This window comes from Streptomyces marokkonensis, from assembly GCF_039539045.1.
GTDB lineage: Bacteria > Actinomycetota > Actinomycetes > Streptomycetales > Streptomycetaceae > Streptomyces > Streptomyces marokkonensis.
In genome coordinates this window covers 1-26,586 of sequence record NZ_BAABCQ010000109.1, presented here as the reverse complement: position 1 = coordinate 26,586, position 26,586 = coordinate 1, and the positions used below count along the sequence as shown (strand labels likewise).

The following is a 26,586-nucleotide window of genomic DNA, read 5'->3' as shown; positions in this document are numbered from 1 at the left end:
CAATACGAGTGAACTTCGCAAAATGGGGCGTCGCGCCGTGCGATCTTGGGGTAAAGGCCGAGTTCCGGGCGGGTTACCGGCGGTTGTCCGGGCGTCTCGCCGACTCCGCGTGAGGGGTGCGCGGCGGGGGAATGGGTTGGGTCGGAGGACTTGGCGAACCGCCGGAACGCGGCCCGGTTCCGTGACACGCGATGGGGACGGACATGTCAATGCCCAAAGGATCGAACACGCCGGTGCCCACGACGGCGCTGCGGGTGGAACTGGGCCGGCGATCCGGTCCGGGCGTCCCCGACGCGGACGCCTCTGCCCTGCTCCTGGTGGGCGGGAAGGTCCGTTCCGACGCGGACTTCGTCTTCTACAACCAGTCGGCGCACTCCTCCGGAGCGGTTTGCCACGAGGGCAAGCGGGACGACGGCGGCCGGGTGAGCGACAGCCTGCTCGTCGACCTCGCGGGCGTGGAGCCCGCGATCGAGACCGTGCTCCTCGCCGCCTCCACGGACGGCGGACCGTTCGGGCGGATCCCCGATCTGTACATCGAGGTCCGCGACGCCGAGCGGAACACCGTGGTGGCCCGTTTCGACAACCCGGGCGCGACCGTCGAGACGGCCTTCGTGCTCGGCGAGTTCTACCGCCGCCAGGGCGCATGGAAGTTCCGCGCCGTCGGCCAGGGTTACGACAGCGGGCTCGAGGGCCTGGCCACGGACTACGGCATCTCGGTGGACGAGCCGCAGCAGGCGCCCCCTGCTGCCCCACCGGCCGCCGCCCCGACGCCCACGACCACGGCGCTCCCCGCCGAGCCGGTCCGCCTGACCAAGGTCACGCTCACCAAGGCCGCACCCTCCGTATCGCTCACCAAGCAGGGCGGCACCTCGGGCGCCCTGCGCGTCAACCTCAACTGGCAGGTGCGCAAGCAGTCCTCCGGCTGGGCCCGCAAACTGGGCCGCCCGGCCGCCACGCACGACCTCGACCTCGACCTGTGCTGCCTGTACGAACTCGCCGACGGCGGCAAGGGAGTCGTCCAGGCCCTCGGGAACGCCTTCGGGTCCCTGCGGCAGCCGCCCTACATCCACCTCGACGGCGACGATCGCACCGGCGCCGTGTCCTTGGGCGAGAACCTCACCGTCAGCCTCGACCACACACAGTTCTTCCGTCGCATCCTCGTCTTCGTCACCATCTACCAGGGCGCGCGCTCCTTCGCCGACCTGAACGCCACGGTCACCCTCCAGCCGCAGCACGGCGCCTCGGTCGACTTCTCCCTCGACGAGTGCACGGTCCCCTCGACGGTGTGCGCCCTCGCGCTGATCACCAACACCGGAAGCGACCTGGTCGTCCAGCGCGAGGCCCGCTACCTGGTGTCCGAACGCGGCGTGAGCCCGCAGCGAACCGTCGACCACGCCTACGGATGGGGCATGAACTGGACCCCCGGCCGCAAGTGAGGAATCCGCCGGGCCAGGTGCTCAGCCCTCGTCGGGCACGGCGTCCGGACGGGCGTAGGTGCGGCCCTTCCACGCCGCACCACGCCCCCGATAGTGCTGCACCGCCGAGTCGACCGTCATCAGCAGATACAGGAACGCGGTGAACGGCAGCAGCGGGGCGAGCCACACCGGCTGCCGGTAGTAACGCAGCATCGGCACGTACGTCCCCGCCATCACCAGCCACGAGGTGGCCCCGAGGACGGCCGCCGTCGTACTCCCCGTCGTCGCGCCCACGAGCACCGCCACCGGCGGCACCAGGTAGACCAGGGCCAGGCCGACGGCCGTCCCGGCGAGCAGCAGAGGGCTGTGCCGCAGTTGCGCGTACGCGCTGCGCGAGACCATGCGCCACAGATCGCGCAGGCACGGATACGGACGCACACTGTGCACCCGGTCGGCCAGACCCAGCCAGATGCGGCCGCCGCCGCCCTTCACGGCCCTCGCCAGGGCCACGTCGTCGATGACGGCGTGCCGGATGGAGTCCGGAACCCGCGCCCGCTCGGCGGCCTCGGTGCGCAGCAGCACGCAGCCACCCGCCGCTGCCGCCGTCCCCGTCCTCCCGGCGCCCCCGTTCGTGTCGGCGCGGTCCTTGCCGATCCACCGGAACGGGTACAGCTGCGCGAAGAAGTAGACGAACGCAGGAACCACGAGCCGCTCCCAGACGCTCGCCACCCGCAGCCGGGCCATCTGCGAGACGACGTCGAAACGGCCGGTGCGGGCCGCCGCCACCAGCCGGCGCAGACTGTCCGGCGCGTGGGCGATGTCGGCGTCCGTCAGCAGCAGGTACTCGGGCTCACGCCTGCGTGCCAGGTCGACGCCGTGCCGCACCGCCCACAGCTTGCCCGTCCAGCCGGCGGGCGGTTCCCCGGGCGAGGCCACGATGAGCGGCAGACCCCCTTGCCGGCGGCCCAGCTCGCACGCCAGCTCCCCCGTGCCGTCCGTGCTGCCGTCGTCGATCAGGAAGACCTCCGCCCGACCGGGATAGTCCTGGGCGAGCAGCGACGGCAGGCTCGCGGGCAGCATCGCCGCCTCGTCGCGTGCCGGGACGACGACGCACACGGAGGGCCAGGCGTCGGGTTCCTCCTGGGCCGGCAGCCTGACGTTCGTACGCCAGAAGAAGCCGCGGGCGAGCAGCAGCCACAGCCAGGCGGCGAGGGACAGGGCGGATACGACGGTCACGACGGAGGTCCACGCATCGGCGCTCACGTGCGCAGTCTGCCCCACGGCACCGGGCCGCTGCGGCCCATCGTCTATGGTGGCCGGGTGAAGATCGCGCTCATGGACTCCGGAATCGGTCTGCTGGCGGCCACCGCCGCGGTACGGCGCCTGCGGCCCGACGCCGATCTCATCCTCTCCCTGGACCCCGACGGCATGCCCTGGGGGCCGCGCACCCCCGAGGACCTGACCGAGCGGGCCCTCGCCGTCGCCGGGGCCGCCGCCGCGCACCGTCCCGACGTCCTGATCGTCGGCTGCAACACCGCCACCGTGCACGCGCTGCCCGCACTGCGTGCCCGGCTGGAGCCCGCACTGCCGGTCATCGGCACCGTCCCGGCGATCAAGCCCGCCGCGGCCGGTGGTGGCCCCGTGGCGATCTGGGCCACGCCCGCCACCACCGGCAGCCCCTACCAGCGCGGCCTCATCGAGCAGTTCGCCGACGGGGCGACGGTCACCGAGGTACCGTGCCCGGGACTGGCCGACGCCGTCGAACACGCGGACGAGAACGCGGTCACCGCGGCCGTGGCCGCCGCGGCGGCCCTGACACCCGACGTGGTAACGACCGTCGTCCTTGGCTGCACCCATTACGAACTGGTCGCCGAACGCATCCGCGCCGCCGTTCAGCGTCCCGGCGCCCCGCGCCTCGTCCTGCACGGCTCCGCCGGTGCGGTCGCCGCCCAGGCGCTGCGCCGGATCGGCGCCCGCCCCGACCCAGGGGCCCCGGCCGAGGGCACCCTCACCGTGCTGCTGAGCGGACGCGCGGGCGCGCTGCCCGCGCCCGCGCTGGCCTACGACGAGGGCCGGCTCCTGCGAGCGGTGACGCCGGCCCGCTGACCGGTGAGGACGCCCGGTCGGCCCAGTCACCCTGCGCGACGAGGTACCCGCGCAGAGAAACATGAGTAACCTCATATCCATGAGGCATCGCCACGGCGAGACCACCCCCCAGCCGAACGTCTGGACCGGACGTGCCACCAACCGGGTCCAGTGGTTGCTGGCGCTCATCGGCGCCGCCTGCGTGGCGCTGGGTATCGCGCTGGCCGTCGAATCGGCCTGGGAGTCGGGCGTCGCCCCGCTGGCCATGGCGGTCGTCGGCTGCATCGCGGCTGGACTGCTGGTCCTCTTCGGCACACTGGCGTTCGTGCACGTCGCCCTGAGGGTCGACGAGGAGTGCCTCGAAGTGCGCTGCGGCCACATCGGCCTGCCCCGTCGCCGCATCCCTCTCTCGCACGTCGTCGGCGCCGAGTTCGCCCCCCACGTCACCCCGCGCCACTGGGGCGGCTGGGGCTATCGATGGCGACCGGAGAAGGGCACCGCGGTCGTCGTACGGCGCGGGGAGGGCGTGATCCTGCGGCTGTGGGACGGCCACACCTTCACGATCACCGTGGACGACGCGGAAGCGGCCGTCCAGGTCATCAGGGACCGACTGCGGCCCAGGGCACCGGGGCCGGCGCGCTGAGCACACCCGGTGCCGAGCCGCCGCGAGGTTCCCGGAGCGTTCCACGACCGGGTTTCGCGTCGGCCCTCCGTACGCGCCGTCGCCCCGCACAGCCTCGCTGAGGCAGCCGACCGCCCCGCCACCGCACGCCGGCACACCGCAAGGGCCGGCCGGCGGAGTGCGGATCGCGCTGCGCCCGCTTGTGCCGAAACGATGCGGCACCGGCCGTCCACGGCCTCACGGAGACCGCGGACCGAGCTGTCGGCCGCGCGGACACCCGCCGTACACTCCGGTGGGTGACAGCCACCGCAACCTCCGTCGGCGAGTCGGACCGGACACAGCCGCAGACCACACCCGCCTGGCGCGTCGCCGCGCGGCTCCTGCGCCTCCTCCCGGCCGCTGCCGCCGCGCTCTCCGGAGTGCTGCTCTACGTCAGCTTCCCGCCGCGCACCCTGTGGTGGCTGGCGCTGCCCGCCTTCGCGGTCCTCGGCTTCCTGCTGCGCGGCCGCGGCTGGAAGGCGGGCCTCGGCCTCGGGTACCTCTTCGGCCTCGGCTTCCTGCTGCCGCTGCTGGTGTGGACCGGCGTGGAGGTCGGCCCCGGTCCCTGGCTCGCCCTGGCCGCGATCGAGGCGGTCTTCGTCGCGCTGGTCGGCGCGGGCGTCGCGGCGGTGTCCAAGCTGCCGGTCTGGCCCGTGTGGGCGGCGGCGCTGTGGACCGCGGGAGAGGCCGCACGCGCGCGTGTGCCTTTCGAGGGCTTCCCCTGGGGCAAGATCGCCTTCGGCCAGGCGGACGGCGTCTTCCTGCCGCTCGCCGCGGCCGGCGGCACACCGGTACTCGGCTTCGCCGTCGTCCTGTGCGGCTTCGGCCTGTGCGAAGCCGTGCGCCTGGCCGTCCGGGCGCGCCGCACCCGGGAGGTACGGCGGGGCGCGGCGGCGGTGGCCCTCCTCAGTGTGGCCGTACCCGTCGTGGGCGCCGTGGCCGCCCGGCCACTGGTCAGCGACAAGGCGGAGGACGGCACCGCGACCGTCGCCGTGATCCAGGGCAACGTGCCGCGCGCGGGTCTCGACTTCAACGCCCAGCGACGGGCCGTACTCGACTACCACGCGCGCGAGACGCAGCGCCTGGCCGCCGAGATCAAGGCCGGCAAGGTCGACCGGCCCGACCTCGTGCTCTGGCCGGAGAACTCCTCGGACATCGACCCGTTCGCCAACCCCGACGCCCGCGCGGTCATCGACCGGGCCGCCAAGGCGATCGGCGCGCCCATCTCGGTCGGCGGCGTCGTGGAACGCGACGGCAAGCTCCTCAACGAACAGATCCTGTGGGACCCCGACAAGGGCCCGGTCGACACCTACGACAAGCGGCAGATCCAGCCCTTCGGCGAGTACCTCCCGCTGCGCCCGCTCATCGGCGCGATCAACGACGACTGGACCTCCATGGTCAGCCAGGACTTCAGCCGGGGCACCGAACCGGGCGTGTTCACCATGGCCGGCACCAGGGTCGGGCTCGTCACCTGCTACGAGGCCGCCTTCGACTGGGCGGTGCGCTCCGAGGTCACCGACGGTGCCCAGATGATCTCCGTGCCCAGCAACAACGCCACGTTCGGCCGCAGCGAGATGACCTACCAGCAGCTCGCCATGTCCCGCGTCCGCGCGGTCGAGCACAGCCGGGCCGTCACCGTGCCGGTGACCAGTGGGGTCAGCGCGATCATCATGCCGGACGGGAGGGTCACCCAGAAGACCGGCATGTTCGTGGCGGACTCCCTGGTCCAGGAGGTGCCCCTGCGCTCCTCCGAGACGCCCGCCACTCGGCTGGGCGTGCTGCCCGAGATCGCTCTGGTGCTGGCCGCGGCCGGCGGGCTCGGCTGGGCCGTCGGCGCCGGTGTGCGCGGGCGACGCGCCCGTGACGTGTAGCCGTACGCCCGCCGCACGCCCCGCGACCTCGCCGGGAGCGGCCCGAGGAGCCCGTTAGGGTCGTACGCATGGCTACTCCCGACTTCATCCGCGACCTGCGAGCCTCGGCCGGACATCAACTGCTCTGGCTCCCCGGAGTCACCGCCGTCGTCTTCGACGACGAGGGCCGGGTGCTGCTGAACCGGCGCTCCGACAACCGTCGCTGGTCCCTGATCGGCGGCATCCCGGAACCGGGAGAGCAGCCCGCCGCCTGCGCCGTGCGCGAGGTCGAGGAGGAGACGGCCGTACGGTGCGTCGTCGAGCGGGTGGCCCTCGTCGAGGCGCTGAACCCGGTCACGTACGAGAACGGTGACGTCTGCCAGTACATGGACATCACCTTCCGCTGCCGTGCCGTCGGCGGCGAGGCCCGGGTCAACGACGACGAGTCGCTGGATGTGGGCTGGTTCGCGGTGGACGCCCTGCCGGACCTCAGGGACTTCGGGCAGGACCGGGTCAAGCATGCACTGTCCGACGCCCCCACGTGGTTCGACCCCACTGGTTCCGTCTGAAGTACGGGGCGTGCCCACATGGGTGGCCGGGGCACCCTGCCCGGGGTCGGGACATGACCTCGTCCAGTGCCCTTCCGGCTCCGAGGCGCTGTCGCGGTGCGGCGCGCTATTCCCCGGCCGGGGTGGGGGCCTGAGGAAGGCGTAGCTCGAAGCATGCTCCGAGGGTGCGGGGTTTGAGGGTGAGGGTGCCTCGGTGGCGGTGGGCCAGGTCGCGGGCGATGGCGAGGCCCAGGCCGGTGCCGCCATGGTCGCGGGAGCGGGCGTCGTCGAGTCGGACGAAGCGTTCGAAGATGCGCTCGGCATCCTCGGTGGGCACTCCCGGTCCGTCATCGTGCACCGTGAGGACGACCCAGGTGTCCTGGTTCCGGATGGTGATCTGGATGCGGTGTGCGGCGTGGCGGGCGGCGTTGTCGAGGAGGTTGCGCAGCAGCCGTTCGTATGCGTCGGGGTTTCCGTGTGCGCGTGCGGGGGCGGTGCTGTCGCAGGTGAGGGTCAACGGCCCCCGTTCGGTCAGGGGGTATCGCTCGGCCAGCCGGGAGGCGAGGGCTGTCAGGTCCACGGCTTCGGGGTCGGCTGTGGGGGCGCGGGTGTCGAGGCGGGCGAGGAGCAGCAGGTCTTCGGCGAGGGCGTGGAGGCGGTGGGTCTGTCGTGCGGCGGTGGTGGCCGTGGCGGGCCAGTCGGTGCGTTCCGGGTAGGCGAGGGCGACTTCCAGGCTGGCCAGCAGCGTGGTGAGGGGGCTGCGTAGTTCGTGGGCGGCGTCCGCGACGAAGCGGCGCTGCTGCGCGGCGGCGTTGTCGAGTCGTTGGAGGGTGGTGTTGATGGTGGTGGCCAGGGCGGTGATCTCGTGTCCCGTGGCGGGGACGGTGACACGTTCGCGGGGGTCGCTCGCGGTGACCGACGCGGTGAGGACGCGTATGGCTTCGAGCGGCCGCAGCGCGATGCGGACGGCGAAGTAGGCGACGGCGGCGATCAGTACGAGGCCGACGAGCCCGGCCCGCAGCAGCATGCGGTCGGTGGCCTCGGCGATGTGCTCGGCCGCGTGCGGGAGAACCACCACATGGACTCGCAGCTGGGCGTCGGTGGCGATGCCCAGAGCGGCGACTCTTTCGCTGCTCAGTTCATCGGCCCTGACCTCGTCGTACATGACGAGGTAGGTCCCACCGTCCTTGCCGAACCGGTCCCCGGGCATGGAGTCGTGGCGCGCCGGAATGCGCATGGGGCGGGTCGCGTAGCCCCAGGCTGCCTCGTCCTTCGGTGGGGCGGGCATCCCGGCCTTCGGTGGGGCGGGCAGCACATGGCGGGTGCCGGGATCGAACTCCTCCATGCCTCCGCCGTAGGCGACAGCGGCGCGGCGGTCGGTCGCGACGATCTCGTACGGCACAGTGCTTCGGCGAACGGGAACCACACCGTCCTCAAGCTGATCGACGAGAGTGAAGAGCTGTTCCTGCGCCTGCCCTTCGGTGATCCGCATGCTCTCGCGGTAGACGTCGCGGTGTACCCACCAGCCGATGGCGACCAGGACGACGGCGGCGGCCGACGCGGCAGCCAGGGCTGCGCGGGCTCGTACCGAACGAGGCCACCAGCGGCGTCGCGGCTCAGTCGCGCTCACGGTCGTCCACCAATCGGTAGCCGGTGCCCCGTACGGTCTGCAGGGACTGCCGGTGGAACGCGGCATCCACCTTCTTGCGGAGGGCGCTGACGCGTGCCTCCACCAGGTTGGGGTCCTGTGCTTCGTCGGGCCACGCGTGATAGAGCAGATCCGATTTGGACACCGCCTGGCCCGCCCGGCGGGCGAGCAGCTCCAGCACGGCGAACTCCCGCGGTGTGAGGTCCACCCGGGCCCCGGCCCGGCGGCAGACCCGGCCGGCGACGTCCAACGAGAGATCGCCCACGGCGAGGACGGGCGGGGCGACCGTGGCGGCTCGCCTGACCAGGGCCCGCAGCCGTGCCACGAGCACCACGTAGGAGAAGGGCTTGGCCAGGTAGTCGTCGGCTCCGGTGTCCAGGGCCTCTGCCTGGTCCCATTCCCCGTCCTTGGCGGTGAGTACGAGGATGGGTGTCGCGTTGCCCTCCCGGCGCAGTTGGGCGCAGACCTTGTAACCGTTGAGTCCGGGCAGCATCAAGTCCATGACGACCAGGGCGTATTCCCCGGCCCGGGCCATCCACAGTCCCTGCCGGCCGTCATGGGCCAGGTCGACGCTGTAGCCCTCGGCGGTAAGTCCGGTGTGCAGGGTGTGGGCAAGGTCCACCTCGTCTTCGACCACCAGAATGCGCATGCGGTGCAGCCTCGCACAGCGTCGGCCCGGCTTCCTGATCGGCCGGTCAGGTTGGGTCAGCAACCGGTCATCGAGGTCCGGGCACGCTGGCGGAGTCGCTTCGCCACTGCCGAAAGGTCCTGTCGCCGATGTCCCTTGATGAACGTGCTCTCGCAGTGGCCCGGACGGTTTCCCCTGTTTCCCCTCCCGTACCCGTCCCTCGGCAGTCACGGAGCCGGGCCGGAGCCATTGTCGTCATCGCGCCCTTGGCGCTGACCATCGTTCTGGGGCTCTGGGGTATCCGCCGGGAGAACACCATGTGGGGAGACGAGACCGTCACCTATCAGATCGCGCACCGCGACCTGTCGCAGATATGGCACACCGCCCAGCATGTTGATCTGGTCCATGCCCTCTACTACGCCGTGATGCATGAGGTCTTCGGCCTCTTCGGCGGAGGGCTGCTGACGTTGCGGCTGCCGTCCGCGCTGGCCATGGCCGTGGCGGCGAGCGGAGTCGGGCTCCTGGGCCTGCGCCTGGCGGGACCCCGCGCCGGGCTGTTGGCCGGGCTGGTGTTCCCGCTCCTTCCCCAGGTACAGAAGTACGCGCAGGAAGGCCGCTCGTACGCCATGGTCTGCGCCCTGGTCACCTGGGCCACCTATGCGCTCGTGGTGAGCGTCCCACGTCGAACCCGGTGGCGGTGGGCGGTCTACGGCGCGACCATGCTGCTGGCCTGTCTGCTTCACGAGTTCGCGGTGCTCGCCCTGGTTGCCCACGGTGTCACACTGGTCGTCTCCCGTGCTCCACGACGGGTGCTGAGGGCGTGGGGTGTGGCCGCCGCGGGTGTTGTGGCCGGGCTGGTGCCGCTGGTGATCCGCAGTGCGGGGCAGTCGGAGCAGGTGTCCTGGATCGACAGCCCGGTGCGGGTCGACTATTTCCTGGTGGTGGCAGTCGTGGGTCTGGCGTGCGCCCGAGTGCCCGTCGAGGTGAGGCGGCCCGTGCGGCTTTCCACGCTGGCTGTGCCGATTCTTGTGCTGCCGGGCCTTCTGCTGCTGATCGCCTCCCTGGTCAAACCCCTTTTCGTCGACCGGTACGTGGTGTTCAGCAATATCGGAATCGCCTTGCTGCTGGGTGCCTCGATGGATCACCTCCACCGGCAGCAGCGCTCTTCCCGCTACGTGTGGATCGCGGCGGTCGCCGCACTGGCCGTGCTCGTCCCGCCGAGTCTGTCGCTGAGGACGCCACAGAGCCGAAGCGATGACGCCACCGCCATCGGTGCCGCCGTACGCGAGGAAGGCCGTCCCGGCGACGGGCTGCTCTTTGTCTCCGGCCGGCACCGGATCCTGACCGCGGCCAACCCCGAGGACACCCGTGTCCTGACGGATCTGGCCCTGGCGCGAGACCCGGTTTCTTCCCACACACTTGCGGGTGTAGAGCTTCCCGCCCAGGAAATCGCGGCACGCATGTTGGGGTTCGACCGGATCGTCGTGGTCCGCGGGAGGGATGCGCACTCGTCGGCGAACGCGCAGGAGAAGGCGAAGACAAGCACTCTGCGACGCCACTTCCGCGAGTACGGGACAACGCATGTCAAAGGGGCGCGCATCACCGTCTACGTCCGGAACCACGACCCGTCTCCGAAGCCGGTCCTCGAGAAGGCGTCCCGCTGAGTGGCGCAGAGGACCCCTGCGGTTGGCCCCAAGCCGAACTGCCCCCGGCTTCAGCCGGATTGCTGTGACAACCCGGTGGTGAAGGTCTCTCACCTCGCTCGATTCCATTCACTCGTGCGTGCCCCTCGGTGGGCGTCGGACGTACGCCGCAGGACGGTCTGCCACCTGTGCCCGTCAGAGTGCCGGGCGGTTAGAGTTCCCCCCATGAACAGGCAGGCCCCGACGCTGGAGGATGTCGCGCGGGAGGCGGGTGTCTCCCGCGCCACCGTGTCGCGGGTCGTGAACGGTGTACGCAACGTCGATCCCAGCATCCAGGACCTGGTCCGCAGCGCGATCGAGCGGACGGGTTACACGCCGAACCGGGCGGCGAGGGCGCTGGTCACCCGACGCACCGGAGCCGTGGCCCTCATCGTCTCCGGCGCGGGCGACGCCTTCGCCGGCCGGGTGTTCGCCGACCCGTTCTTCGGCCGGGTCGTGGGTGGTGTCGTGGGGTACCTGCGAGCACGCTCGACGCAACCGGTGCTGCTGTTCGCCGAGTCGGAGACGGCGCGGAAGCAGGTGGTCGACTACGTGGGGCAGGGCAGTACGGACGGCGCGCTGGTGGTCTCCGTGCAACCGGACGACCCGCTGCCGGACATGCTCCTCTCCGCCCGCGTCCCCACGGTGCTGTTCGCACGTCCGACCCGGGCGACACAGGTCAGTTGTGTCGATCTGGACCACTGGGCGGGGGGACGCCTGGCCGGTCAGCATCTCCTGGCGCGCGGCTGCCGCCGTATCGCGGTGATCGGCGCGCCGCCGGATCTCAGGGCCGGCCGGGAGCGCCTCGCCGGATTCCGCGAAGCCCTGGCCCGCGCGGGGCGTGACAGCCCTCCCGTGGCCGAGGGCGTCTTCACACTGGACAGCGGGGCGGCGGCCATGGCCACACTGCTGCGTGAACACCCCGATGTGGACGGCGTGTTCGCGGCCAACGACCTGATGGCCCAGGGTGCCTGCCAGGTCCTGCGGGAGCTGGGCAGGCGCATACCGGAGGACATCGCCGTCGTCGGGTTCGACGACTCGAGCATCGCGGTGACGTGCCGGCCGCCGCTGACCACCGTGCGCCAGCCGGTGGAGGACATGGCGGCGGCCATGGCCAGGATGCTCGGCGAGCAGGTGCGGGGCGCCCGTACCGAGCCCCGCACCCTCGTCTTCGAACCGGAACTGGTCGTACGCGAGTCCGCCTGATCCGGCGCGTTCTCCGCCGGCCGGACAGCACCGGACCATGCCGCCGGGCATGCCTTCGCGGCAGCCGGCGGCAGGGCACCCGGTGTCGGCACGGTCAGGCGTGGTGCTCCCGGTGGGCGCGGATGATCTCCGCGTACCGCAGACCGCTTGTCTTGACGGTCCGGGCCTGTGTCGCGTAGTCGACGTGGACGAGGCCGAAGCGCTTGTCGTAGCCGTACGCCCATTCGAAGTTGTCGAGCAGCGACCAGGCGTAGTAGCCGGCCAGCGGCGCGCCCTTGCGGATCGCCCGGGCACAGGCGTGCACGTGCTGTTCGAGGTAGCGGGCCCGGTCGGCGTCGTGGACGGAGCCGTCGGGCGAGACGGTGTCCGGGAAGGCGGAGCCGTTCTCGGTGACGTACAGCTCGCGGACTCCGTAGTCGTCGGTCAGGCGCAGCAGCAGGGCCTCCAGGCCCCCGGCGTCCATCTGCCAGTCCATGCCGGTGCGCGGCACGTCGGGCAGCCGGACCTCACGGGCGTACGGGACGGGACCCAAGGGGTCGTCGGTGACGGTTACCGGGAAGTAGTAGTTGAGGCCGTGCCAGTCGAGGGGCGCGGCGATCGTGGCCAGGTCGCCCGCGCGCTCCGGCAGGTCCACGCCGTACAGCTCGCGCATGTCGGCGGGAAAGCCGCGGCCGTAGACGGGGTCGAGCCACCAGCGGTTGGTGTGGCCGTCCATGCGGGTGGCCGCGGCGATGTCCCCAGGGCGGGTCGACGCGGCCTCGACGGGGGAGTGGTTGGTGACGAGGCCGACCTGCGCCCCCGGGGCCGCCGCGCGGATCGCCCGGGTGGCGAGTCCGTGGGCGAGCAGCAGGTGGTACGAGGCGTGCACGGCGGCGGTCAGGTCGGTCAGGCCGGGTGCCATGCGGCCCTCCAGGTGGCCGATCCAGGCGGAGCAGAGGGGCTCGTTGAGGGTGGCCCACCGGGTGACGCGGTCGCCGAGCCGGGCGGCGACGACAGAGGCGTAGTCGGCGAGGTGCTCGGCGGTGTCCCGTACGGTCCAGCCGCCGCGGTCCTGGAGAGCTTGGGGGAGGTCCCAGTGGTAGAGGGTGATGTTGGGAGTGATGCCGGCGTCGAGGAGGGCGTCGACGAGGCGGTCGTAGAAGTCGAGGCCGGCCGCGTTGACCGGTCCGTCACCGACGGGCATCACGCGGGGCCAGGCGATGGACATGCGGTAGGCGTCGGCGCCGAGCCGCTTCATCAGGGCGATGTCCTCGGGCCATCGGTGGTAGTGGTCGCAGGCCACGTCGCCGTGGTCGCCGCCCGCGACCTTGCCCGGGGTGTGGGAGAAGGTGTCCCAGATCGACGGTGCCCGGCCGTCCTCGGTGGCGGCGCCCTCGATCTGGTAGGCGGAGGTGGCCGTGCCCCAGGTGAAGTCGGTGGGGAAGGCGGCGAGGTCGAGCGATTCGGACACAGAAGGCCTCTCTACGGGTAACGGGTGAACGGGTCGGTGCGGTCGGTGCGGTGGGCGCGGTGGAAGGCCGCGCAAGACCGGCGGCTACTTGACGGCGCCGGCGGTGAGGCCGGTGACGAGGTAGCGCTGGAGGAGCAGGAAGCCGGCGACGACGGGCAAACTGACGACGAGTGAGGCGGCCATGATCTGGTTCCAGTAGACGTCGTTCTGGGTGGAGTAGCCCTGCAGGCCGACGGCGAGGGTGCGGGTGGTCTCGTTGGTCATGACGGAGGCGAAGAGCACCTCGCCCCAGGCGGTCATGAACGCGTAGACGGCGACGGCGACGATGCCGGGGATCGCGGCGGGCACGATGACCCGGAACAGGGCACCGAGCGGCCCGCAGCCGTCCACCTTGGCGGCCTCGTCGAGGTCCCTGGGCACCGAGTCGAAGTATCCGATCAGCATCCAGATCGAGAAGGGCAGCGAGAAGGTGAGGTAGGTGAGGATCAGGCCGCCGCGGGAGCCGAAGAGCGCGATACCGGTGGCGTTGCCGATGTTGACGTAGATGAGGAACAGCGGCAGCAGGAACAGGATGCCGGGGAACATCTGGGTCGACAGCACCGTCACCGTGAAGAGGCGCTTGCCGCGGAAGGAGTAGCGGCTGACCGCGTAGGCCGCGAACACGGCGATGGTGACGGAGCAGACGGTCGCCGCGCCGGCCACGATCAGCGAGTTCATGAAGTAGTCGGCCAGCGGGACCGTGTCCCAGATGTCGAAGTAGGGGCGGACGGTCAGGCCCGAGGGGATCCACGTGAACTTCCCCGACACGTCCTCCAGCGGCTTCAGCGAGCTGGAGATCATCACGTACACCGGCAGCAGTACGAAGACGGTGAGGAGGGACAGGAAGATCCGCCGGCTCCACAGGAAGGACCGCGGGGCGGCCATCGGGGAGCGGGGTTGCCGGACGGCCGGCCTAGGCATCGGTGGCCTTCCTTCCTCGGGAGGTGAACCAGAGGTAGACGCCCGTCACCACGAGGAGGAACAGGAGCAGCAGCACCGACATCGCGGAGCCCGCCCCGAAGTTCCAGGTCTGGAACGAGGATTGGTAGATGTGGATGGAGATCAGGTCCGCGGCTTCCGGTGCCGCCTTGCCGAACAGGACGAACGGGGTGTTGAAGTCGTTGAAGGTCCACAGGAACAGCACCAGGACGAGGACCTGGTTGACGGGGCGCAGCGCCGGCAGGGTGATGCGGCGGACCTGCTGCCAGACGCCGGCGCCGTCGAGGGCGGCGGCCTCGTAGATGTCCTTCGGGATGTTCTGGAGCCCGGCCATGATGATGAGGAAGGCGAAGGGCCAGCCCTTCCACACCGAGACGACGAGCAGGGCGATGAAACTGTTCTCGCCGATCAGCCAGAACGGGGGGCTGCCCGTGAGGCCGAGCTGGTCGTGCAGTACGTGGTTCACCAGGCCGTTGTCCCGCTGGAACATGAACGACCAGGTGATGACGGCGGCGTAGACGGGCAGTGCGTACGGGACGAGGAAGAGCGTGCGCAGGATGCCCCGGCCGCGGAAGGTCTCCTGCATGAAGACCGCCGCGGCCACTCCGAGCAGCCAGCACAGGCCGACCGAGAGCACGGTGAACAGGCAGGTGGTGAGGAACGAACTCAGCAGCGCCTCGCCGACGGGGGCGTCGAAGTCGACTGCCAGGGAGTAGTTGTCGAAGCCGGCCCAGGGGGCGGCGCCCCAGTCGCGGATGTGGAACTGGGTCAGCTCCTTGAAGCTGACGACGATGCCGATCACCATCGGCACGAGGTGGACCAGTAGTTCGAGCAGCAGTGCGGGGAGCAGCAGCAGGTACGGCAGTCCGACGCGGCGCAGCCGCCCGGGGCGGCGTCTGCGCGGCGCCGTCCCGGGGTCGTCCTTCCGTGCCGTCCGCTCGCCTGCGCTGAGGGCGGCGGTGGTGGTCATGTCGGTGTCCGCGCTCACTTCTTGGGCATCTGCTGCTGGGCCTTCTCGAGCCCCGCCCGTACTGACTCCGTGGTCACCGCACGGCCGGCCGCGGCGTCCACGAAGAGTTCCTTGACGGCGGTGCCGACGACGGTCTCGAACTGCGACTCCTCGGGGACCTGCGGCAGCGCGGTGGCGCTGTTGGCGAGGGTGTCCCTGAGCACGGCGAGCGCCGGGGCGTCGAAGGCCGGGTCCTGCTGGGCGGCCTTGACCGGCGGGATGGAACCGTACGCCTTGTTCAGGATGACCTGCTCCTCGTCGCTGGTCATGAACTTCACGAACTTCTTGGCACCGTCGATGTTCTTGGAGTTCTTGAACACGGCCATGTTGATGCCGGCGACCATGGAGTTGGTGGCCTTGCCCGGGCCGGGCTCGCCGGACTGCACCGGGGCGGGTGCGACGCCCCACTCGTCCTCGTCCATGCCCTGCGACTTGAAGGTGGCCGACGCGGTCTGCCACAGCACCATGGCCGTCTTGTCCTTGGCGAAGTCGCTCAGGGACTGGTTCTGCGCGTACTCGGCGTTGCCCGGCGCGATGACCTTGTCCTTGGCCATCAGGTCGACGTACTGCTTCACCGCCGCCACGGCGCCGTCGGAGGTGAAGTCGGCCTCACCGTCGGCGGTGAAGAAGTCGGCGCCGTGCTGCTTGGCGAGGACGAAGACCTGGTGGATGTTGTTCGACAGGTTGGAGCCCTCGGCACCCAGGCCCCACTTGCCGTCCTTGGCGAGCTTCTTGCCGGTCTCGGCCAGCTCCTTCCAGGTCGCCGGCGGCTTCTCGATGCCGGCGTCGGCGAACATCTTCTTGTTGTAGTAGAGCGCGTAGGCCATGGAATAGAGCGGCACGGCGGCCGGGTCCTGGCCCTGGACGCCGGTGGAGCCGAGCGCGGACTCCACGAAGTGGTCCCTGCCGCCGATCGCCTCGAAGTTCTTCGCGTCCCAGGGCAGCAGGGCGCCGCCGGCCTGGAGCGAGGCGCTCCAGGAGTTGCCGATGTTGAGAACGTCCGGGCCCTGACCGGAGGTGGTGGCGGTGAGGATGCGGTTGAGGAGGTCCCCCCAGGGCACCACCTCCAGCTTCACCTCGATGCCCGTCCGCTCCTCGAACTTGTCGAGCTCCGGCTGGAGGACCTTCTTGTCCACCTCCAGGTTCGCGCCCTGGCTCGAGGCCCAGTAAGTGAGTGTCCTCGGCTGCTCGTTGGAGCCTTCGGTGCCGGATGATCCCCCGCCGCAGGCCGCCAGGGTGAGGGCGAACGAGAGGGTGACGGCGCCGACGGCTGCGGCTCTGATTCTGCGCATGACTCCAGGGGCCTTCCGGGAGATGACGAGTCGCTCGTGGTGGCGGGCCGGGGCAGCGCCCCACGCACGAAAGCCTCCACGGCTTAATTTAGGATGTGAGTTAAGCTTCAGGGGGAAGGAGGCGTCAAGGGCTCGGCTACAGGTAAGTTGCGGTGACGACTTCGGAGCGAGGGGACAGGGTGAAAGTGCGCAGTGGCCGTACAGTGCGTGACCTGCGGCGGGAGAACCGCACCGCGGTATTGCAACGGTTGTATTTCGACGGGCCGCTCAGCCGGTTCTCCCTGGGACCGGCCACCGGGCTGAGTTCGGGCTCGGTGAGCAACGTGGTCTCCGAGCTGGTCGCCGAAGGGCTGGTGGAGGAGGCGGGCAGCGTCGACTCGGCGGGGGGCCGTCCCCGCACGCTGCTGCGCGTCAGCGCGGGAAGCGGTTACATGATCGGCGTCGACATCGGCGAGACCCGGGTGCGGATCGAACTCTTCGACCTCGCCCTCACCGAGCTGGCACGAGTCGAGAAACCGCTGGAGACCGACGGCCCGAGCCGCCTCGACCGCTACGACGTCGGCGTCGTCGTGACCCACCTGCGCGAGGGCGTCCGCGAGGTGCTGGACGAGGCCGGCATCGCGGCGGAGCGGCTGCTCGGCGTCGGCATCGGAGTGCCGGGCATCGTCGACAGGGCCCCGGAGGACGGCGCCGTCGTGCACGGTCAGACGATCGGCTGGGACGCCGTTCCCCTGGAGCGGCTGCTGCGCGAGTCCCGCATTCTGCCCGAGACGGTGCCGTACTACATCGACAACGGCGCCAAGACGCTGGGCCAGGCGGAGATGTGGTTCGGCGCAGGCCGGGGCGCGCAGAACGTGGCGGTGGTGCTCTTCGGCTCCGGCGTCGGCGCCTGCGTCGTCGGCGACGACATGGGTCCGGCTCGCGCCGTGGAGTGGGGGCATCTGACGGTACGGGTGCGCGGACGCCGGTGCCGCTGCGGCGCCCTTGGCTGTCTGGAGGCGTACGCCGGCGCGGAGGCGCTGCTCCAACGCTGGGCGGAGGCGGGCGGACGGCCGCCCGCGGGCGCGGACGAGGAGACCGCGCTCACCGCGATGCTCGCGGCCGCGTACCCGGCTCCGGACGGGACGGGGACCGGCCCGGAACCCGATGCCACGGCCCTTGCCGTCCTCGAGGAGACCGCCGAGTACCTCGGCGCCGGGTTCTCGGACCTCATCAACCTCTTCCAGCCCGAACGCATCCTGGTCGGTGGCTGGGCCGGACTGCAGCTCGGCCGGCGCTTCCTGGACTCGGTGACGGCCCACGCCACCTCGTACGCCCTCGCCTACCCGGCCGCCCGCGTCCGCATCGACCTCGGCACCCTGGGGCCGGACGCCGTCACCGTGGGCGCGGCGGTCCTGCCTCTCGCCGGTTTTTTCGCGCGCGGCGGCCGGCCGGAGGAGGCCGAAGCGGTGGAACCGGACCCGGCGTGGCGGACGGCCCTGCGGGAGCGCTCGGTGCAGTGAGCGGTGTCTACAACCCCGGTGGTGCTCCCGGGACCACCGAACCACCCGCGGTCGGTTCCCGCCGCTGTGGAAGGTGTCCCAGGCACGCGCCTGACTCGGGCGCCGCGTCACGGCCCGGTGCGTCCGGCCGCTGCCGCGGGCCACGAGACATGATGTCTGGACATCGGCCGAAGACGCGGTGCGCGGGGAGTCCCCCACGGCACCACCCGGGCTCCGACCGGCGCCGCGACCCCGGCGAACGTGCTGCCCGGACCGTCCCACCACCCGTCAGGAGCCGCTCACCGCGACCCTTCCCTCCCACCGGATGTCCCCCGCCGACCTGCCCACCATGAGCCGGTAGGGACCGGGCTCCGTGACCCAGCCGTGGTCGCTTGCCGACCAGTGCCGCAAGGCGCGCGGACCCACCAGCACCTCGGCACTCGCCGTCCCGCCCGCTTCGGCTCGCAGAGCCGCGTATCCGGCGAACCAGCGCACTGGACGCTCCACCGCCGAACCGGGGCGGGCCAGGTAGACCTGCACGACCTCGCGCCCGGCGCGGGTGCCGGTGTTGCGTACCGTCACCCGAACGGTGAAAGGCTCACCCGTCGCGACGTGAGTGGGAGCCTCCACGTCCGCGAATTCCCACGTCGTGTAGCCGAGTCCGTGGCCGAACCAGTAGGCGGGCTCGCCTCCCGCCCGCAACCACGCCCGGTGGCCGATGTGCAGACCCTCGGCGTAGTCGAGCCGGCCGTCGACCGGTCGGGTACGGGTGACGGGCGCGTCCGCCAGGGACGCCGCCCAGGTGGTGGGGAGCCGGCCGCCGGGCTCGGCGAGGCCGAACAGGACGTCGGCCAGCCCCGCGCCGGCCTCCTGCCCCGGGAACCAGGAGAGCAGCACGGCGCCCGCTTCCCGGTGCCAGGGCAGTTCGACCGGGCCGCCGCTGTTGACGACCACGACCGTGCGCGGATTCGCGGCGGCCACCGCGCGGACCAGTTCGTCCTGGTGGCCCCCGAGCGACAGTCCGGCGCGGTCGTACCCTTCGGTCTCGCTGTGCTCGGTGGTGCCGACGACCACGATCGCGACGTCGGCGTCCCCGGCCTTCCGCGCCGCGTCCTCCAGCGCGGTCGACGGGTCCGGTGGTGGCGGCGCCGCGACCACGACGGTGGCGCGTCCGCGGCCGGGTACCAGTTCGCGGCGGGCCACCACGTGCACGGGGCGTTTCCCGGTCAGTACCGTCCGCGCCGTGTGCAGGGGCGGGTTGACGTGGACGACGGCCGGGTCGTCCGTGTCACCGGGGAACTCCCCGTCCAGGAGCGTGCGGTCGTCGACGGTGAGCGTCATGCGTCCGAAGCCCCCGACACCGAACGTCCACTCGCCCGGCCGACGGGGACGCAGCACCGCGCCGATCTCCACCGTATGGGCGCCGGGCGGCAGGTCCGGCTCCAGTTGCCGGCCCGAGAGCCGGTGCTCCGCGTACAGCTCCCGTCCTGCCGCGTCCAGCACCCGCAGGAGCACGCCGGGGGCGCCCGAAACCGGGTCCGCGCACTGGTCGGTGCCGAGGGGGGCGGGCGGAGCCCCTGGTGACGGACCGGGCTCGTACACCACCCGGGCGCGTCCTCGCAGCCGGGTCCGGATGCCCGCCAGCGGGGTGACCACGTCGGAGCAGAAGACCCCCGCGCTGCCGCCGCCCTGGACGCGCGGGGACCCGGCGTGGACGCCGACGACCGCGACGGTGGACAGCCCGGCGGGGTCGAGTGGCAGGACGCCGCTGTTGCGCAGCAGGACCGATCCGGCGCTGACGGCGCGACGCAGCAGCGCCCGGGTGCCGCGGGCCGCCGTCGCCGGCACCCGGCGCGAGCGATGCGCCCCCGGTCCCAGCGCGCCCACGCGGCCGGCGAGTCGGAGCAGCCGGCGCACCTTTGCGTCGACCGCCTCCTCGGTGACCACGCCGTCCTTCACCGCCCGTACCAGCGACGCGCCCCAGGGGCTGTCCGGGCCCGGCATCGCCAGGTCGAGGGCGGCGCGACCGGTCTCCTCGGTGGCGCGCACGGCCGCCCAGTCGGAGACGGCGACCCCGTCGAACCCCCATTCCCCCTTGAGGGGTTCCGCCAGGAGGGGGCTGGCCGTCATGGTCGTGCCGCCGACGGCGTTGTAGCCCGCCATGACCAGCCACACGCCGGCCTCGACGGCCGCCTCGAACGGCGCCAGGTACACCTCTCGCAGGGTGCGTTCGGACGCCCGCACATCGACGGTCAGCCGGTCCGTCTCGGAGTCGTTGCCGACGTAGTGCTTGGCGGTGGCCGCCACCCCCAGGGCCTGGACGCCCCGGATCAGCGCGGCACCGGTACGGCCCGTCAGTTCCGGGTCCTCGGAGAAGCACTCGAAGTGCCGGCCGCCCAGCGGACTCCGGTGGAGGTTGAGTGTGGGGGCCAGCACCACGTCGACGCCCTTGCGGGCGGCCTCGGTGGCGAGCAGGCACCCGAGCCGCTCCACCAGGTCCTCGTCCCACATCGCGCCCAGAGCGGAGGCGGAGGGCAACAGGACCGAAGTGCGCCGCTCGTCCCAAGTCTCGCCCCGCACCCCGGCAGGCCCGTCCGAGGTCACCATCTCCCGCAGTCCGATCCCGGGCTCACCCGCGGTGCGCCAGGTCGTCGCGCCGGTGAGCAGTCGCACCTTCTGTTCGAGGCTCAGTCTGTCGATGAGCCGATTGAGTGTCTCGTCGTTCATTCCCGCCCCATTTCCTTCCCCCTCCACCCTCTGGAGGGCGCTCTGAAAGCCGTCCGGCGCGCTCCGTCGCGGCAGGCCCTCGGGCCACCGGCGATCGGAGTGCGGACAGCGGAAGGGACCCGACGGCACCCGCGCCGAGCGGGTGGTCGGGCCCCTGGGAACCGGACGGGTCAGGGCAGACGGTGATCCGTGTTCAACACCGCGCCGCGCTCCGGATGATTCTGGTCGTAGCCGCGTGTGTCGCACTGGAGGCCGCCCACGATGCAGTGGTCGACCAGCGCCTCGAGGGTCCGCTCCTCCCAGGCGTTGAAGAAGTCGTAGTGGAAGGAGTAGCCGCGTCCACTGGCCAGGCGGACGTCGCTCATGTCGCCGTTGACCGGGAAGGCCATCTTGAACTCGATCATCGGCAGGGCGACCGGGTGGGACGCCGGACACATGTTGTCGTTGGTGCCGGGTTTGACGACCGGGTAGGCCATGTGGCTCTGGTGGTCGGGGGTGTCGAGGTGCGTGCCGTTCCAGCAACTGGGGGCCTGGAAACGGACGTTGAGCTGGACATCGGGCCGGCTCGGGCAGCTCGCCGGGATGTCGACGTTGAAGAAGCTGTCACCGCACTCCCAGCCCTCGACGAAGCCCTTGTGGTCGCGGAACTCCTGGGTGCTCTGCATGGGGCTGCCGACGACGTACCGCAGCCCCTTGGGGAAGGGCCGCACACTGGTGTAGTCGGTGACACCGGCCTTGTAGTAGATGACCTGCGGGCCGACGGGGAGGATCTTCTCGTCCCCCTTGTACAGGGAGGGCATCCAGTACGCGGAGGCGTCGGCCGGTGCGAGACAGGTGGTGGCTCCGCCGTAGAGGCTCGCCGTGGTGCTGCCGGCGTTCGTCGACGTGTTGCCCATGAAGGTGTGGTCGTGGGACCTGCCCGGCTGCCCCGGGTACACGATCGGGTCGTCCGGCGCGGTGTGCGTGACGGCGCAGTTGGCCTGGAACTCCTTGTGGTAGCGCGGCGGCGGGGTGGCCTCGGACGGGGTCACGCCGGTCACCGGCGGAACGGCCGGTATGTACCCGTCGCCGTCGGGATCATCGGCGGACGCCCGGGTCGACACCGCCGTCGTGTGCCCGGTGTGAGCGCCGACCGAGGCGGCCGGGGCAGCCGGGGCGCCGACCGGGTCGGCCGCCGTGGCGACGGTGCCGACACCGAGCACGCCGGCGATCAGAGCGCTGCCGAGTAACAGCGCGGGAAGTTTCGAACGTGGTCTCATGGGGCCTCCTGCCCGCCGAGGTGCCGAGTGGGGGTGGTGCGAAGGGCGCCGCCGGACGCCCTTCGCCGTCAGCTGTAAACGCCGAACTCGTGCAGCGAGTAGCCCCAGCCGGTGCCACGCGCCGTCAGGTGCAGTCGCACGTGCCGAGCGGTTTCCGTGACGTCGATGGTGTCGATGTCACCGTTGCCGGCACTCGTGGTGTGGACCGTGCGCCAGGCGGTGCCGTCGTCCGAGACCTGGACCTCGTAGGACTTGGCGTAGGCGGGGTCCCAGACGAGCTGGAGCTCGCGGATGGGCGTGGCGGCGCCGAGGTCGACCTGGATCCACTGCGGGTCGCTCCAGTCGCTGGCCCAGCGCGTGTCCGTCCTGCCGTCCGTCGCCTTGGAGGGCCCGCACGGGCAGTCGCCGTACGACGGCTGGAAGGAGGACGCGGTGGTGGGCTTGTTCAGCGCCACGTTCGTGCCGGTGACCGGCGGGGCGACGACCTTGACCGACTTCGTCTCGATGCCGGCGTTGCCGCGGCCGTCCTCGGCCTGGACGTACACCTTCCACACGCCGAGCTTCTCCGGGGCCGTCACGGCGAAGGTGCCGTTGCCGGTGGACCGCCACTCGGCCTCCACCAGGCGTTTGTCGCCGTTCGCGTAGTTGCCGCTGAGGAAGACCTTGTACGTGACCGGGTCGCCGTCGGGGTCGCGCACGTCCGCGCGGACGGTGAACTCCTCGCCCGCCGGGGCCGACGAGGCGGGGGAGACGGTCATGTCCGTGATGACGGGCGGGGTGTTGTCACCGCTGGTCGATCCGCTGTACGCCTTCTTGACGGCGTAGTAGGACAGCCTCTTCAGCCCGTCGGGCACGAGGTTGAACCAGATGCCGCCGAAGTCGTGCTCGAGGCCGTAGTGGAAGAGGGTGGCGCCGAGCGCGACACCCTCGTGGCCGGTGACGCAGTCCCAGGCCCTGGTGTACCCCTCGGCCTTCTGCACGTCGGTCGGCTCGTCCGGGACGCCGTTGGCATCGTCGGGCACCTCCCACTCACCGGCAGGCCCGCCCTCGGTGATGATGTACGGCTTGGTGTAGCCGCCCTCCTCCCAGTCCTCCTGGACGCCGCAGATGTCGCCGTAGGAGTTCATCGAGTACAGGTCGAGGTCGGGCGCGTTGCGCTTGTAGTACGGCCAGGCTCCCGTCCAGGCGTCGGTGGAGGTGACGGGGTGGTCGGGGTCGATGCTGTGGATCTTCTTGGCGACGTCGTTGACGAAGCCGGTGTAGGCGTTGCGCTGCGTCTCCAGCTCCGCCCCGCTGTAGCAGTTCTGCAGGCCGAGGACCGACTCGTTGCCGACGTTCCACATGAGGGTCGCCGGGTGGCTCTTGTAGGCCTCCACCCACTTCGCGAACTCGGTGAGCATGTTGTTCTTGTACGTCGTGTCGGTGACGTAGTCGACGCAGCCGCCGGAGCCGGGACCGCCGCCCGGTTGCAGCCAGAAGCCGTTGACGACGCGGATGCCGTGCGCGGCGGCGCTGTCGAGCAGCGGCTCGGTGCCGCCGTCGGTGCCCCAGGTGCGGATCGTGTTGACGCCCATGGACTTCACGTCGGGCATGTACTTCGGGGCGTCCGCGATGGAGGGGCCCCAGGTCAGACCCTTGACGGTGTATGGCTGGCCGCCGGCGGTCAGTTGCCAGTTCCCCTGGGAGCCGGTGACCTCGACCGCTCCCGAGGCGGGCGGGGTGCCGTCCGTGGTCCCGTACACCTGAAACTCCCAAAGGGAGTAGCCGTAGCCGCCGGACCGCTCGGTGCCCAGCATGCGCACGTAGCGGCCGGAGCCGGAGACGGCGACCTCGTCCGTGCCGCCGTCACCGCCGGTCACGGTCTGAAGGGTCCGCCAGTCCGTGCCGTCGTCGGACGCCTGGATCTGATAGCTCTTGCCGTACGCGCCCTCCCAGGTCAGCACCACACGACTGAGGTCGGACCGTTGTCCGAGGTCGACCTGGAACCACTGCGAGTCGCTCCACCGGCTGGCCCAGCGGGATCCGGTGAGGTTGCCGTCGACGGCCGCCGAGGGGGCGTGTCCGTCACTTTCCTGGGACGAGGCGGTGGCGGGTCTGCCCTGGGAGAGCAGGGTCTCCGCGGCCTGGGCGGGCGGGGCGACGAGGGTGAACGACGACGCCACCAGCGCGCCGAGGGCGAGCAGGGGGACGGCGCGGCGGCCGTCCGGTCTGCGGTACGAGAGTACTGGGGACACATCTGCTCCTGAGTTGGGGAGAGCCGATGGGACGGGGGCGGTGGGAGCACCGCGTGGTGGCCCCTCCGGGCCGGGGGGCGGGGATGTCGTCCGGCCCGGAGGGGAGTTGCGGCCGGTGGGTGCTCCGGTCAGGGATAGGACACGACGGTGGACGGCACGGTCGTGGTGCCGGCGGGCACCGTGGACGCGCCGGTGTCGTTGATGACGTGGTTGTAGTGGCCCATGCCGCCGAGGGAGACCACGAGGAGGCTGTGGAACTTCACTCCCGGTTTGACGGGAGCCTTGAAGCCGCGGTCCTGGCGGATGCTCGAGTCGACGTTGTAGTTGCAGTAGCTGCCCAGGCCCCATGCCTCATGGGTGTCCACCGAGTCGTCGACCCGGTAGGCGGCGTACCCCTTTGTCGCACCGTTCTGGATCGCGGCCTGGTTCGGGGCGTCGTACGCCTTCTCGTTCTGGTAGAAGATCGTCCGGCCGCGTTCGCCGTACCACTCGACGTCGTACTTGTTGAAGTGCTCGACGAACAGGCCGGTGGCCAGGACGTCGTCGCCGTTGACGCGGACGCCGTAGTCGGCCCGGTTGGTCTCCCAGCCGACGCCCTCGCCGTGGTCGGCCCGCCACACCCAGGTGTGGTCGATGATGGTGTCGTGACTGTTGACCACCATGCTGGTGGTCGCCTTGCCCGCGCCCGCGCCGCCGATGCGGATGTAGACGTCCTGCACCGTGGTGGGGTTCGCCGCGTGGTCGGCGGACGCGCCCTGCTGTCCGATCTCCAGCAGCGTCGGGGAGTTGACCGGCCCGGCGTCGATGAGGAAGCCGGCGAGCCGGACGCCGTCGACGTCGGCGACCTTCATGGCGGTCACTCCGTTGTCCGGGATGATCGTGGCGAGGCCGAGGCCCAGCACGATGGTGTCGGCCCGGTTGACGTTGATCGTCCGGTCGACGTGGTAGACGCCGGGGGTGAAGAGCAGGTGCAGGCCCTGGGCGAGGGCGGCGTTGATGGTGGCGGCGGTGGCGCCGGGCTTGACGACGTAGAACTCGTCCAGCGGGATCGACTCGCCCTGCGGGGTGCCATTGGCCCAGGTGGTGCCGCGGGCGTTGGTCCGCTTGGCGGGCGCGAAGACCTTGTACTCGTCGCCGTCCAGGTAGAGGAAGGGCTTCTCGCGGGAGATCGGCGTCGTGTCGAGCGTGGTGTAGCGGGGCTCGGGGAAACTGGTGGCGGGAGCGCCCTCGACACCCGAGAAGGCCTGGTTCCACACGCTGTTGGACCAGCCGCCGATGGAGCTGTCGCGGGTGTACCACTGCTGCTGCGAGTAGTTGCCGACCTGGCCGTCGATCTTGCTGTCGGCGATGTAGCCGCCGCTGGCCCAGCCGTAGCCGTTGGGCGCGAGGTTGAGGCCGCCCTTGACGTGCATCCGGCGGAAGGAGGAGGCCTGCGAGACCGCCCACCGGTTGGTGCCGCTGACCGGATTCACGGCGAGGTTCTCCGCGCCGCGCCAGAAGTTCTGGGTGGCGTTGCCGTTGAACCAGCCGGCGTCGACGGTGATGTCACCGTTGATCGTCGTGTCGTCGGGGCGCAGGCCGAGACCGAGGATCTGGGTGTAGAAGCCGATCTGGGCGTTGAGGTCGTCGTACGTGCCCGGCTTGAAGAGGAAGGCGTGCCGGCCGGAACCGAACTGCGCCGACTCCTGCTCCTCGAAGACCTGGTCCAGCTTGGCCTGGATGCCGGGCGTGGACGGGTCGAAGACGTGCACGTTGGGGCCGAGGTCACCACCGCCCGGGATCACGGGACCGGGGCCGTCGCCGGTGGTGCCGTACACCTTGAACTCCCAGAGGGAGTAGCCGTAACCGGTGGCACGGGCGGTGCCGAGCATGCGGACGTACCGGGCGGTCCCGGAGATGTTCACGGTCTCCGTGCCGCCGGCGCCGGTGGTGGTGGAGTGGGCCGTCGACCAGTCGCTGCCGTTCTGGGACGTCTCGATGCGGTAGGACTTGGCGTAGGCGGCCTCCCAGCGCAGCTCGACCCGGCTGAGGGGGGCCGGAGCGCCGAGGTCGACGCGGATCCACTGCGGATCGGCGGCGGCGCTGGACCAGCGGGTGCCGTTGTCGCCGTCGACGGCCGCGGTCGCCGGGGTGCCGTAGTGCTCCTCGCTGGAGGCGGTGACCGGCTTGCCCTGGGACAGCAGCACGGGCGCGGCCTGGGCCTGCGCGGCGGGGACGACGGCGAGCAGGGCGGCGGCCAGGGCGGTGACCAGGACGCCGACGAGCCCGCGTCGACCGGGTCTGCTCGACACCGGCGCCGCCGGAGGTATGCCGACAGTGGGCATGGAGGGACTCCTTGACACGGAATGGTTGGGAGAGCGCTCTCCGGAACCTTGCCCGGCGCGCCGGTCGCGGTCAAGGTTCCGGACACGTCTTTTCTTTTGACTTGTATTA

19 protein-coding genes are annotated in these 26,586 nt (G+C 71.1%); 8 read left to right on the top strand and 11 right to left on the bottom strand.

Annotated elements, in window-relative coordinates; genetic code table 11:
• Positions 1–209 precede the first annotated feature (209 nt).
• The gene (locus ABEA26_RS24010; RefSeq protein WP_345595375.1) at positions 210–1,436 is read left to right on the top strand and encodes a TerD family protein; all 1,227 of its coding nucleotides are present in this window, start codon (positions 210–212) and stop codon (positions 1,434–1,436) included.
• A gap of 21 nt (positions 1,437–1,457) precedes the next feature.
• On the opposite strand, the gene ABEA26_RS24005 is transcribed toward ABEA26_RS24010, so the two are convergent.
• A complete protein-coding gene (locus ABEA26_RS24005; protein ID WP_345595373.1) occupies positions 1,458–2,696 on the bottom strand; it encodes a glycosyltransferase in 1,239 nt (412 codons plus the stop codon).
• Between the two features lie 39 nt (positions 2,697–2,735).
• Here ABEA26_RS24005 and ABEA26_RS24000 point away from each other — a divergent pair, with 39 nt between their 5' ends.
• The 4 genes from ABEA26_RS24000 to ABEA26_RS23985 all read left to right on the top strand — a co-directional run bounded on the left by ABEA26_RS24000 (position 2,736) and on the right by ABEA26_RS23985 (position 6,580).
• Complete coding sequence (locus ABEA26_RS24000; RefSeq protein ID WP_345595379.1) at positions 2,736–3,521, top strand: glutamate racemase; 786 nt, start codon at positions 2,736–2,738, stop codon at positions 3,519–3,521.
• 79 nt (positions 3,522–3,600) lie between these two features.
• A complete protein-coding gene (locus tag ABEA26_RS23995) occupies positions 3,601–4,143 on the top strand; it encodes a hypothetical protein (RefSeq protein WP_345595371.1) in 543 nt (180 codons plus the stop codon).
• A 275-nt stretch (positions 4,144–4,418) separates the two neighbouring features.
• The gene (gene lnt, locus ABEA26_RS23990; protein WP_345595369.1) at positions 4,419–6,032 is read left to right on the top strand and encodes an apolipoprotein N-acyltransferase; all 1,614 of its coding nucleotides are present in this window, start codon (positions 4,419–4,421) and stop codon (positions 6,030–6,032) included.
• Positions 6,033–6,100: 68 nt separating this feature from the next.
• Positions 6,101–6,580 (top strand): NUDIX hydrolase, encoded by a 480-nt coding sequence (locus ABEA26_RS23985; RefSeq protein WP_345595368.1) that lies wholly within the window; start codon positions 6,101–6,103, stop codon positions 6,578–6,580.
• A gap of 106 nt (positions 6,581–6,686) precedes the next feature.
• On the opposite strand, the gene ABEA26_RS23980 is transcribed toward ABEA26_RS23985, so the two are convergent.
• Positions 6,687–8,189 (bottom strand): sensor histidine kinase, encoded by a 1,503-nt coding sequence (locus tag ABEA26_RS23980; RefSeq protein ID WP_345595366.1) that lies wholly within the window; start codon positions 8,187–8,189, stop codon positions 6,687–6,689.
• Positions 8,176–8,856: a response regulator transcription factor gene (locus ABEA26_RS23975; protein WP_345595365.1), complete on the bottom strand. Its 681-nt coding sequence runs from the start codon at positions 8,854–8,856 to the stop codon at positions 8,176–8,178. The genes ABEA26_RS23980 and ABEA26_RS23975 overlap by 14 nt, the downstream gene beginning before the upstream one ends.
• Positions 8,857–8,984: 128 nt before the next feature.
• Here ABEA26_RS23975 and ABEA26_RS23970 point away from each other — a divergent pair, with 128 nt between their 5' ends.
• Together ABEA26_RS23970 and ABEA26_RS23965 are read left to right on the top strand one after the other, a co-directional pair.
• Positions 8,985–10,499 carry a glycosyltransferase family 39 protein gene (locus tag ABEA26_RS23970; protein ID WP_345595363.1) on the top strand — a complete coding sequence of 505 codons (1,515 nt, stop codon included), beginning with the start codon at positions 8,985–8,987 and terminating at the stop codon, positions 10,497–10,499.
• A 204-nt stretch (positions 10,500–10,703) separates the two neighbouring features.
• Positions 10,704–11,723, top strand: coding sequence for a LacI family DNA-binding transcriptional regulator (locus ABEA26_RS23965; RefSeq protein WP_345595361.1), 1,020 nt, complete (start codon positions 10,704–10,706; stop codon positions 11,721–11,723).
• A gap of 94 nt (positions 11,724–11,817) precedes the next feature.
• Here the strand turns inward: ABEA26_RS23965 and ABEA26_RS23960 are convergent, their stop codons facing one another.
• The 4 genes from ABEA26_RS23960 to ABEA26_RS23945 all read right to left on the bottom strand — a co-directional run bounded on the left by ABEA26_RS23960 (position 11,818) and on the right by ABEA26_RS23945 (position 16,452).
• Positions 11,818–13,173: a GH1 family beta-glucosidase gene (locus ABEA26_RS23960; protein WP_345595359.1), complete on the bottom strand. Its 1,356-nt coding sequence runs from the start codon at positions 13,171–13,173 to the stop codon at positions 11,818–11,820.
• Positions 13,174–13,257: 84 nt separating this feature from the next.
• Positions 13,258–14,097 (bottom strand): carbohydrate ABC transporter permease, encoded by an 840-nt coding sequence (locus tag ABEA26_RS23955; RefSeq protein WP_345595377.1) that lies wholly within the window; start codon positions 14,095–14,097, stop codon positions 13,258–13,260.
• 28 nt (positions 14,098–14,125) lie between these two features.
• The gene (locus tag ABEA26_RS23950) at positions 14,126–15,121 is read right to left on the bottom strand and encodes a carbohydrate ABC transporter permease (RefSeq protein WP_345595357.1); all 996 of its coding nucleotides are present in this window, start codon (positions 15,119–15,121) and stop codon (positions 14,126–14,128) included.
• Between the two features lie 14 nt (positions 15,122–15,135).
• Positions 15,136–16,452, bottom strand: a complete 1,317-nt coding sequence (locus tag ABEA26_RS23945) for an ABC transporter substrate-binding protein (RefSeq protein WP_345595356.1) — start codon at positions 16,450–16,452, stop codon at positions 15,136–15,138.
• Positions 16,453–16,631: 179 nt separating this feature from the next.
• On the opposite strand from ABEA26_RS23945, the gene ABEA26_RS23940 reads away from it, so the two are divergent.
• On the top strand, positions 16,632–17,954 hold the full coding sequence (locus tag ABEA26_RS23940) for an ROK family protein (RefSeq protein ID WP_345595355.1): 1,323 nt from the start codon (positions 16,632–16,634) through the stop codon (positions 17,952–17,954).
• A 267-nt stretch (positions 17,955–18,221) separates the two neighbouring features.
• On the opposite strand, the gene ABEA26_RS23935 is transcribed toward ABEA26_RS23940, so the two are convergent.
• From ABEA26_RS23935 to ABEA26_RS23920, 4 genes are all read right to left on the bottom strand, one after another.
• Positions 18,222–20,660, bottom strand: coding sequence for a beta-glucosidase family protein (locus ABEA26_RS23935; RefSeq protein WP_345595353.1), 2,439 nt, complete (start codon positions 20,658–20,660; stop codon positions 18,222–18,224).
• 170 nt (positions 20,661–20,830) lie between these two features.
• Positions 20,831–21,919: a DUF1996 domain-containing protein gene (locus ABEA26_RS23930; protein WP_345595352.1), complete on the bottom strand. Its 1,089-nt coding sequence runs from the start codon at positions 21,917–21,919 to the stop codon at positions 20,831–20,833.
• A gap of 68 nt (positions 21,920–21,987) precedes the next feature.
• A complete protein-coding gene (locus tag ABEA26_RS23925; protein WP_345595351.1) occupies positions 21,988–24,153 on the bottom strand; it encodes a discoidin domain-containing protein in 2,166 nt (721 codons plus the stop codon).
• A 128-nt stretch (positions 24,154–24,281) separates the two neighbouring features.
• On the bottom strand, positions 24,282–26,477 hold the full coding sequence (locus ABEA26_RS23920; RefSeq protein ID WP_345595350.1) for a discoidin domain-containing protein: 2,196 nt from the start codon (positions 26,475–26,477) through the stop codon (positions 24,282–24,284).
• Between the last annotated feature and the right edge of the window lie 109 nt (positions 26,478–26,586).